10 protein-coding genes are annotated in these 9,582 nt (G+C 50.7%); 1 reads left to right on the forward strand and 9 read right to left on the reverse strand.

The window, feature by feature from the left end; genetic code table 11:
- Both EKO24_RS06880 and EKO24_RS06885 read right to left on the reverse strand, forming a co-directional pair.
- Window positions 1-490: TonB-dependent receptor (locus EKO24_RS06880; RefSeq protein WP_143733196.1), on the reverse strand; the 490-nt coding region annotated here is incomplete at its 3' end.
- 199 nt (window positions 491-689) lie between these two features.
- Window positions 690-965 (reverse strand): metal/formaldehyde-sensitive transcriptional repressor, encoded by a 276-nt coding sequence (locus EKO24_RS06885; protein WP_127027150.1) that lies wholly within the window; start codon window positions 963-965, stop codon window positions 690-692.
- 73 nt (window positions 966-1,038) lie between these two features.
- On the opposite strand from EKO24_RS06885, the gene dmeF reads away from it, so the two are divergent.
- A complete protein-coding gene (dmeF, locus tag EKO24_RS06890; RefSeq protein ID WP_127027149.1) occupies window positions 1,039-1,959 on the forward strand; it encodes a CDF family Co(II)/Ni(II) efflux transporter DmeF in 921 nt (306 codons plus the stop codon).
- 169 nt (window positions 1,960-2,128) lie between these two features.
- On the opposite strand, the gene EKO24_RS06895 is transcribed toward dmeF, so the two are convergent.
- The 7 genes from EKO24_RS06895 to EKO24_RS06925 all read right to left on the reverse strand — a co-directional run.
- Window positions 2,129-3,115 carry a CobW family GTP-binding protein gene (locus tag EKO24_RS06895; protein ID WP_127027148.1) on the reverse strand — a complete coding sequence of 329 codons (987 nt, stop codon included), beginning with the start codon at window positions 3,113-3,115 and terminating at the stop codon, window positions 2,129-2,131.
- On the reverse strand, window positions 3,112-4,899 hold the full coding sequence (gene thrS / locus EKO24_RS06900; RefSeq protein ID WP_206667225.1) for a threonine--tRNA ligase: 1,788 nt from the start codon (window positions 4,897-4,899) through the stop codon (window positions 3,112-3,114). The genes EKO24_RS06895 and thrS overlap by 4 nt, the downstream gene beginning before the upstream one ends.
- A gap of 48 nt (window positions 4,900-4,947) precedes the next feature.
- Window positions 4,948-6,624 carry a formylmethanofuran dehydrogenase subunit A gene (locus tag EKO24_RS06905; RefSeq protein ID WP_127027146.1) on the reverse strand — a complete coding sequence of 559 codons (1,677 nt, stop codon included), beginning with the start codon at window positions 6,622-6,624 and terminating at the stop codon, window positions 4,948-4,950.
- A gap of 1 nt (window position 6,625) precedes the next feature.
- Window positions 6,626-7,615 carry a CobW family GTP-binding protein gene (locus EKO24_RS06910; protein ID WP_127027145.1) on the reverse strand — a complete coding sequence of 330 codons (990 nt, stop codon included), beginning with the start codon at window positions 7,613-7,615 and terminating at the stop codon, window positions 6,626-6,628.
- 42 nt (window positions 7,616-7,657) lie between these two features.
- On the reverse strand, window positions 7,658-8,338 hold the full coding sequence (locus EKO24_RS06915) for a DUF1826 domain-containing protein (RefSeq protein WP_241674423.1): 681 nt from the start codon (window positions 8,336-8,338) through the stop codon (window positions 7,658-7,660).
- Complete coding sequence (locus EKO24_RS06920; protein ID WP_127027143.1) at window positions 8,335-9,120, reverse strand: ZIP family metal transporter; 786 nt, start codon at window positions 9,118-9,120, stop codon at window positions 8,335-8,337. The genes EKO24_RS06915 and EKO24_RS06920 overlap by 4 nt, the downstream gene beginning before the upstream one ends.
- A gap of 37 nt (window positions 9,121-9,157) precedes the next feature.
- Window positions 9,158-9,582: hypothetical protein (locus EKO24_RS06925; RefSeq protein WP_206667226.1), on the reverse strand; the 425-nt coding region annotated here is incomplete at its 5' end.

Below are 9,582 nucleotides of genomic sequence, written 5' to 3' on the forward strand. Positions count from 1 at the left end.
TAAATTCGCCGTTACGTTGCTGGTAAATATAATTGCCGGCCCAATTGTGGAACAGGTCCAATTGAGCTTTAATCCAGTCGGCTTTGAATTTATAGCCCAAATCCAGGTTGTAGGAAGTTTCTTCGCGCAAATTCAGGTTGCCGACTTCAAAGCTGCGGGTCGCGTCGTGGTAACCATTAGCCAGCAGCTCCTGTATTTGCGGCGCACGTTGCGAGCGGGTTATCGCCAGATTGACGCTATTGCTGTCGTTAATCTTCCACAAACTGGAAGCGGACGCGCTGACCGGCACATAATTAAGGCTGGACAACCCTTGCGGTTCCAGCGTCGTGTCTTCGACCCGAAGACCAAGCTGATTCGCAAACGCGCCGGCATCGAACGATTCCACCGCAAATACGCCGTAACTATTGCTTAGCGTTTGCGGCACAATCACTTCATTGGTCGATTTATCAATCGCCGCGAAATCGCCGGCAATGGCTTGAAATCCGACCATGCCTCGGAATATCCCAAGGAGGGAGCGTAGTGGCCAAAGTATACACGATTCGTTTTTCAGATTTCACTGATGCTGTGTCCGACTTTCAATTGCAACGCCTCATCGCTCAAAGGTTGATGATTGCCTCGACCCACAATGTACTGGAGACCCGTATAGGGTGGAGCTCACGAAACGGAAAAAATCGTATTCTAAAGCTATCTCACCTCAGATAAGAGCGAAGCACTCCCACCAACTGTTCCAAATCCTCGCTCCGCTGCTGTGGGGAAAGATCATCCGCGCCAAGGTGCTGGCGAAGGTGCCCTTCTAGCACTTCAGTCATCAGTCCGTTAACTGCGCCCCGAATTGCGGCGATTTGCTGAAGAACCGCTGCACACTCCGATTCCCGCTCTAGCGCCTTTTCCAGCGCCTCAGCCTGCCCTTTAATACGGCGCACACGTGTCAACAATTGTTTCTTGGATTTGATCGTATGGGCCATGTCGTCTCTTTTGATTGCATGAAAATATACTGGGGTATAGTATATATTTTATTTAACCCAAGGACTCTATTAAATGCAATCCTCAGCTTCTGTTGACAACTGGCGTCACTCTCACGTTTTTGACGAGGGCAACCCTCTGGCGGAAAGAAACACGCGCTGGGCCTTGGTATTAACCGCGGTGATGATGGTGGCGGAGATCGTCGGCGGTTTGATGTTCAACTCAATGGCGTTGTTGGCTGATGGCTGGCACATGAGTTCGCACGCCTTGGCGCTCGGTCTGTCGGTGCTCGCTTATGGTGCAGCTCGCCGCTTTGCCCACGATGTGCGGTTCGCTTTTGGTACTTGGAAGATTGAGGTGCTGGGCGGCTATACCAGCGCGGTTTTCCTGGTTGGAGTTGCAGGGTTGATGCTGTACCAGTCTGTTGAGCGTCTGTTCTCACCGTCGCCGATTCATTATAATCAAGCCATCTCGACTGCGATGGTCGGCCTGCTAATTAATCTTGCTTGTGCGTGGCTACTCAAGGATAGTCATACCCATCATCACGAGCATGACAGTCATCACCATCACGACCTGAACCTGCGTTCCGCGTATCTGCATGTTTTGGCTGACGCAGCTACCTCTGTGCTCGCGATACTGGCGCTGATCGGCGGCAAATTTTTGGGGGCCAATTGGCTTGACCCAGTCATGGGTATTGTCGGTGCAGGCTTGGTCGCAATATGGGCTTATGGGTTGCTGCGTGATACCGGACGAGTATTACTCGATGCCGAGATGAACGCCCCTGTGGTGGCAGAAATCCGAGAAGTCATCGACGCAAGCCCAATCAAGGCCGATATCACTGATCTGCACGTATGGCGTGTCGGTAAGGGCAAATACGCGAGCGTCCTCTCGCTCGCCGTCACGGATGCCGCAGAGCCGGATGACTTCAGGCGACAACTCAGCATTCACGAAGAACTAGTGCATGTCACTGTTGAAGTCAATCTACTCCGAGGATAGTCAAGCACGTTGACGATAGACTGCGTGTCAATTTAGGCTATGCCTCAACCAAGCGGCAGGCATGAGGCTCAGACCGCGTAAGATTAGAATTCTTTCGTCATTGTCCGACGCATTCTCTGTCAGGTTTTAAACTTCCAGCTAACAGATTAGCTGTTAGTGAATGGTCAAGTCACAAATTATTACTACGTAATTGTGCCATCAGCTCTTCAGCTAAATCTTTTACGCCACCCTGGGTAATAATAACCAGTCGTCCAATGCCATCATCAGAAGTTCTTACCGGCAGCCGCGTTGCAGGATAAAGCCTTCCGGCGGCTCCCTGCACCAGTAAGGGTTGATTTTGCCCAGGTGTGTAAACCATGCCTTTTAAGCGGATGAGCTGTTTAGGATAATGAACAATCAGGTATTCCAACGCTTTCTGTATGCGTTCCCACGGTAGCGGATGCTCAAGTTGCAAGGCGATACTGCTAAAACCGTGATCGGGTAAATCGGGCAGCTCAGTATCACGCAGTCGCCGAAATTTCTTCGGAAAGTTGAGTAGTGCACTGTGGTCAAGCTCGCCTTGCACAGCGGTCAACCGGGTTGCAGCGGGGGCTAATTGATCCAGTCGCGCACTAATTCGTTCAATTTGTTGATCTGTTGCCAAATCAGTTTGTGTCATTACGACCATGTCTGCCCAGGCACAAGCCGCTTGCGCTTCAGGAAAATAATCAAAATGATCTTCATCCATAACCGCTGAAACGGTAGTAATAACGCCTTGTAAACTATAACGCTTGGCTATCCAACGCTCTCTTAACAGAATATCCAGAACCGGTTCAGGATTGGCAACGCCGCTGGTTTCGATAATCACTCGCTCGAAAGGTTTATCCCCAGAATCCCAAGCCATGCGCAGATTTTTAAGCAAGGGCGTTAACGAACCGCGTACTTGGCAACATAAACAACCGCCAACCAAGGTCGATAAAGGTACTTTATGCTCGCGCAATAATTGTTGGTCGATCGGGGTGGTACCGAATTCATTGATAATCACGGCGGATTTGGGCGCATGACTCAATAAACGATTCAATAACGTGGTTTTCCCGCTGCCGAGAAAACCGCTGATGATGAATACGGGTATGCGTTCAATAGCGTTAGCAGATGAGGACAAACTGTAATTTTTCATCGTTTGTTTATTAGCGCTTGAGGATTTTTGTTTTTGTCAGCAAAGCATGCGAGGGCTTCTTCCAACGTTAAGTACTCCTGTTGTCCACCGTTCAACCAGCGTAACGTAAGCGATTTTTCATTCACTTCGCGCTTGCCTACAATGATCAACAGTGGAATTTTAGCCAGAGTGTGCTCCCGAATCTTGTAGCCTATTTTTTCATTACGCAGATCCGTTTCGCTGCTCAATCCTTGCAAGCATAACCGTTCGCAGAGTTCGGCGGCGTAGTCGTCTCCTTGGCTAGTCACTGACGCGACGACGGCCTGAAGAGGCGCAAGCCAAAACGGCAGCCATCCTGCGTAGTGCTCCAGCAGAATGCCGGTGAAACGTTCCAGCGAACCAAACAACGCCCGATGTAACATAACCGGCACTTGTTTATGCCCCTCTTCGTCGATGTAATGAGCACCTAAGCGTTCCGGCAGGTTTAAATCGACCTGCAAGATACCGCATTGCCAGTCGCGGCCAATCGCGTCACGCAGGACGAACTCAAGTTTCGGCCCATAAAAAGCGCCTTCCCCCGGATTGTGCGTATAAGGCAATCCGCTGGCTTCAATGGCCAATCGCAACGCTTGTTCGGATTGATCCCAGACGGCATCGTTACCTACTCGTTGTAGGGGACGGTCCGAAAATTTAATGCGGATGTCCTCGAAACCGAAATCACGGTAAATACTTAAAATTAACTCGCAAATTGCCAGGCATTCATCCGTGATCTGTTTTCCGGTACAGAAAATATGCGCGTCGTCCTGGGTAAAAGCGCGCACGCGCATTAATCCGTGCAAAGAACCGGAAGGTTCGTAACGATGCACCTTACCAAACTCGGCCAGACGGATGGGGAGTTGCCGGTAACTCCGTAGCCCTTGCCTGAACACTTGGACCCCGCCGGGGCAATTCATCGGCTTAAGCGCATAGATGCGGTCATCCCCCGTTTGCGTGGTAAACATGTTGTCGCCGAATTTCTCCCAGTGACCGGAAGCTTCCCATAAGGAAATATCCATGATGTCCGGCGTGTTGATCTCCTCATAGCCAGCTGTCGTCTGGCGTTGGCGCAGGTAGTCGATTAAACGCTGAAACAAGCGCCAACCTTTGGCATGCCAAAATACCGCGCCGGGCGCCTGCTCTTGAAAGTGGAACAAATCCATCTCACGTCCCAATCGCCGGTGATCGCGACGTTCGGCTTCTTCTAACTGCTGAAGGTAGCGTTCAAGATCGGCGCGCGTCGTCCACACCGTGCCATAGAGCCGTTGCAGCATCGGTTTGCTCTGGTCGCCCCGCCAGTAAGCTCCGGCGACTTTCAATAATTTGAACGCCTTTCCCACCTGCGCGGTGTTTTCCAGATGCGGGCCACGGCAAAGATCGAGAAAACTTCCTTGCCGGTAAACCGAGATCGTCTCGCCATTAGGAATATTTTGAATCAGTTCCAACTTGAAGCGTTCATTGGCGGCGGTAAAATGCGCAATAGCCTGCTCGCGGCTCCATTCCTCACGTATGACCGGTTCGGCGCGATCAACGATTTCCTGCATGCGCATTTCAATTTGGACGAGATTATCGGGCATGAACGGCTCGGCAAGGGCAAAATCGTAATAAAAGCCGTTCTCGGTAGCCGGACCGATAGCGACTTGCGCTGTAGGATAAAGCTCTTTGACCGCTTCGGCCATCAGGTGCGCCGCATCGTGACGCAGGAGTTCAAGATAAACGTCTTTTTCTCGCTCTTTGGAAGTAATAGAAAGGTTGTTTGACAGATTCATGATTAATTGTTGTAACGGCATTTATTTTGTTTATCCATAACAGGCGGTTTAGATTGTCGCTGGTGCGGCAAGATAAGGCTGTCCGGCATCATGGCTGACAAAGCGCTCACTATCGGCCTGCCTGAAACTGACATCCGCCACCTTGAAATTATCCAGGCTCAGGTTATAAAAGCGGTCGTAGTAGGCCTGTAGTTCGCGTTTGATGTGTGGTTCAAAGTGCGTTTGGATCATTTGCGTGGTGCCGTTACGGCGCTGCTGTACGATACCGTTTTTCACTACCACTTCACCGTTTTTAAAGACAAAATCAGCCTCGGTAAACATGACTTCCTTATCGGCTTGCGGCGTGTACACCGCAATATCGGCAATGGCGCCGGGCTGCAAATGGCCTCTATCCTTCAAACCCAACATACGCGCCGCAGCGGTTCGGGTCATGACGGCAATGTCATATAACGAAAACTCTTTTTTCAAATCTTTTAACAAACTCATGGTGACCGCTTCAGGATGCAATTGGTCCATACATTCCAGACGAAAATCATAATCCATTAACAGCCGGATCAAATGCGGATAGCGCGTAAACGGCCCGCCGTTGGGATGATCGGTGGTGAAAAACAAGCGCCACGGGTCTTCGGCCAGCAAAAAGATTTCCAAGCCGATCAGCCATTGCAGGCTGTTAACAAAACTTTGTTGCTGATAATAGTACGGAACAGCGCCGCCGCTGCCTTCGCATTCGGCATCCCACATCACCCATTTGTTGGGCGTCGCATCGTTACGGCGGCTGTATTGGGCAATCACATCGCCGGAAATTGTCACGGTCTGGCCAAACAATACTTGGCCGACGTCCATCGTAATATTGCGATGCTTGTTAAATCCGTCTATCAGTTTCGCCGCTGCCGAAGAAAAGCCCTTATCGCCTTCGTTGCCATAGCCGTAGAACTGGATATGCGCCAAATGCATCGGCAAGCCTTGTGCCGCTTCCATGGTGGCGATAGCGGTATCGACATTGCCGGGAATACCCAAATTATTGCAATGCACATGCACCGGATGCGGCAGTTGAATGTCGCACGCCGCGTGCTGCAGCGTCTGCAAAATCTGCCGGGAGCTCACGCCGTAATCCGGCACCACAGCATCCAAGGCAAAACTTCGCACATTCGATTTAAAGGCATTGGAGCCGCCGGCATTAATCACCTTTAACCCCAAACAGCGGGTCGCCTGTAAGGTCCAGGCCACATAATCGTTGACCTGGTTTTGGCCGGACTTAGCGCGCAACAGCCGCAACAGGAAATCATCGTTACCGAGAATGGCCAGGCCCGCGGTATCGATGATCGGAATATCGGCCATCTGTAAATGGGCATCCAGCGCATTAGCGGGCAATACCGCCGGCTCAACGACGGTCGTGTAACCCATTTGCGCGTAGCGATAGCCGGTTTCGGTGGTTGACCAACGCGCCGTACTAAACGCGTGGCCCAACTTGCGGGCCATGAAGTTGCGGTGCTGTTCGGGCAGCAACAAGCGCGCGGTGTTAACGTTGCCGCCGGCAATGTGGCTATGAATATCAACCGCCCCGGCCATGACGACCTTGCCGGAGACGTCATAATCGACATCAATCCTCACGTCGAAATCGGGCTTGGGAATAATCACGCCATCGCGGATAAACAGGTCTTGAACCGTGCCGTTCAGGCCTTGGGAGGGATCGAAAATCCGTCCGCCTGTTAAACGCGTCAACATCTCAAATGATCCTGCAACTGTCCAGCGCTTCGTGTATGGCCTGTTTGGGCAGGTTACGCCCGATAAAGACCAAGGTTGACCGGCGGATTTCATCGGCCGCCCACGGCACGCCGATACTGTCTGCCAGCAGCATGTGTACGCCTTGGTAAATCACCTTGCGATCGCAGCCCGCTATATGAACGATGCCTTTATAGCGCAATAAATCGTTGCCAAAATCCCTGACCATGATGTCGATAAAGGCGATCATTTTGGCCGCATCGAAAGCCTTGTCGGTGCGGTATACGAAAGACGCGACACCGGCATCGTGTTCATGGCTGACGTCTTCCAGAAAATCGGGCTCGATTTCCAGTACAGCATTCAGATTGAAACCGCGTATGTCGAGAATTTCACCGATGTCGGTTTCGCCGAAATGAACATGAGCGATAGGTGCTCGGGCGTTGATCGCGCGTAATCGCGCTTCCAATACAGTGAGTTGTTCCGGCGTGATCAAGTCGGTTTTGGATAACAACAAGCGGTCCGCAAAGCCGACCTGCTCTTCCGCTTCATGGCATTCAGCAAGCTGTTTGAGTGCGTGTTTGGCATCAACGACGGTAATAATCGCATCGAGCACATAATATTCGCCAATATCCTGTTCGACAAAAAACGTTTGCGCGACAGGCGCGGGGTCCGCCAGTCCGGTGGTTTCGATAATGACGCGTTCAAAGTGCAGCAAGCCGTTCTCCCGTTTTTCCGCCAACTCGCCCAAAATCCGCACCAAATCGCCGCGCACGGTGCAACAAATACAGCCGTTGTTCATTTCAACGATTTGCTCTTCACCCTGAATCAGCAGGTCGTTATCGATACCGGCTTCGCCGAATTCATTTTCGATGACGGCAATGCGGCAGCCATGTTCCTCGGACAGGATGCGATTTAACAGCGTCGTTTTTCCCGCGCCTAAAAAACCGGTCAAAATGGTGACGGAAACAGGTGTGGAGCGGTTGGAATCAGGCATGGACTATCCTCTCGGTTATAAAATGAAGTTTGCGTAACAAACTCAGCCAAAATCCAGCGTCAATAACAAGCGCCGGGGTGAATTAGACGTCAACATTGGTGAACGATGTATCGCACCATGCTGTTCATTGCCTTCCCAAAGACGGCCTTTCAACAAACCGATAGCATAAGGCGGCATCTTGTGGATCGCGTTATCATCCAAAATCAGGCCAGAGAGTTCGTCGCTTAAACCGCCTGAACCGCTGCCCAATTTACGCCGGTCGGCATAAGCGTCTTCCAGCCATTCGGTGCCGACGCCGCCGTAAGTGCACACCAGGCGGCAGGTCACCGAATCGACATGAAATTTGGGATACATGGCATGATCCAAGGTATTCAAACGCAAGCCGACACGCTTCAACTCGAATAAATCGCAATAAAGCGCGGTTAAAGCGGCCACATCTTTGCAAAACTCCCGGTAACCCGGTAAATATCCTGTCTGAGGCAGCAGGCTAAAGAAATCGAATGATGCAAAATCAATGCTTTCAACAAAACTGACCGGATTGGAGAGTTTTAACAAATGCTCGACAAAGCTGTTCAGCTCGTTATCGACTTGACGTTCTATCAGACAAAGATTGATGCCGGGTTGATAGATTTGGGCCAAATCGGCCACGTCATCGGACAGATAAGCTTGAGAACAAAGCGGCGTGATTAAATGTTGTGCGCTGGCAACCATGTTTGTCCTCATTGATTGAATAAAAAACGTTCCAGAATAATAATTGACTGCATGAAGCCGATACCGAATGCGAAGATAGCGGTTTGCCCGAACAGATGGGTCAGTGTCGAATGCTCGTGTAAAGCCGGAATCATGTCGGTGGCGGCAATGTAGATGAATCCGCCGGCAGCAACCGGCAGTAAAAACACCAACGAAGATTCCGCCGCTTGACTGAACAACAGGGTAAATACTGCGCCGGCAACGACAGTCAGCGAGCAATAAAAGTTGTAGAGCACCGCTTTAACGGGTGAATATCCGCCATAAACCAGTGCGCCGACATCGCCGATTTCCTGTGGGATTTCATGAGCAATAATCGCTAAGGTCGTGGTAAAACCTAAGACCGAATCGACTAAAAAACTGCCCGCAATCAAAATGCCGTCGACAAAGTTATGGACGGCATCGCCCATTAAATTCATCTTGGCAATGGGCTTGATGTACTCGGCTTGATCAAGCCCATCAAGGTAATGATCATGCCGCCAGCGCACCATTTTTTCCAAGATAAAAAACACAAAAACACCGCCAAGAGTCGCGAAACAAACCATTGAGATCGAGCCCTGACGGTTTACCGCGTCGGGAATCAGATGAATAAAGGCGTCGCCTAATAACACGCCGACAGCCAGAGCGACCAAATACGGAATAATGCGTTTTAATCGTTCCGCCTCAATCCATAACGCAAACATGCCGCTCAGCGAGGTAAGGCTGACCAGAAAGCTTGCGCCGATAGCGCCCGCAACTATTTCAAATGAAAGATTCATCGTTATTCATTAATTCGGAAATTCTTTGGTGATAAATTTACCTGTGTGAGCCGTAAATGAATTCGGCAATGGCATTCGGTAGCAGATGCAGCAACGCATCCGCCAATAACACGCCCCCCACTACAGCAATTAAATTCGACACAATGCGTTTCAAACGCTTGTCCTTAAGCCACGGCGACAACAAGCCCAAACTTATTAACAGGCCAGCGCCAATTGCATGAACAGTGCGATCAAGACTGCTCATTAGCCAACCATCCAGGGAACTTATCCCGGTAGGTTTGCCATACGTCCTACCGGCCGATAATTCATCATCAGTCAGTAAACATTGATCCAATTCCCGGCAGGCTTTGGCAACATCGATGTTTTGACCGATATAGAAGTTACGCATTGACCGCTGGTTAATATTGTGGATTGAGCTGGTCTTTGCCCGGCATAAAGCCGGTGATGAACGTGGCGATAACC

It is taken from the genome of Candidatus Methylobacter oryzae (assembly GCF_003994235.2).
In the GTDB taxonomy this organism is placed as follows: domain Bacteria; phylum Pseudomonadota; class Gammaproteobacteria; order Methylococcales; family Methylomonadaceae; genus Methylobacter_A; species Methylobacter_A oryzae.

Excerpts from the sequence above, each read along its gene's own strand:
- EKO24_RS06885 (WP_127027150.1), bottom strand. The coding sequence starts at position 965 with ATGGCCCATACGATCAAATCCAAGAAACAATTGTTGACACGTGTGCGC.
- dmeF (WP_127027149.1), top strand. The coding sequence starts at position 1,039 with ATGCAATCCTCAGCTTCTGTTGACAACTGGCGTCACTCTCACGTTTTT.
- EKO24_RS06895 (WP_127027148.1), bottom strand. The coding sequence starts at position 3,115 with ATGAAAAATTACAGTTTGTCCTCATCTGCTAACGCTATTGAACGCATA.
- thrS (WP_206667225.1), bottom strand. The coding sequence starts at position 4,899 with ATGAATCTGTCAAACAACCTTTCTATTACTTCCAAAGAGCGAGAAAAA.
- EKO24_RS06905 (WP_127027146.1), bottom strand. The coding sequence starts at position 6,624 with ATGTTGACGCGTTTAACAGGCGGACGGATTTTCGATCCCTCCCAAGGC.
- EKO24_RS06910 (WP_127027145.1), bottom strand. The coding sequence starts at position 7,615 with ATGCCTGATTCCAACCGCTCCACACCTGTTTCCGTCACCATTTTGACC.
- EKO24_RS06915 (WP_241674423.1), bottom strand. The coding sequence starts at position 8,338 with ATGAGGACAAACATGGTTGCCAGCGCACAACATTTAATCACGCCGCTT.
- EKO24_RS06920 (WP_127027143.1), bottom strand. The coding sequence starts at position 9,120 with ATGAATCTTTCATTTGAAATAGTTGCGGGCGCTATCGGCGCAAGCTTT.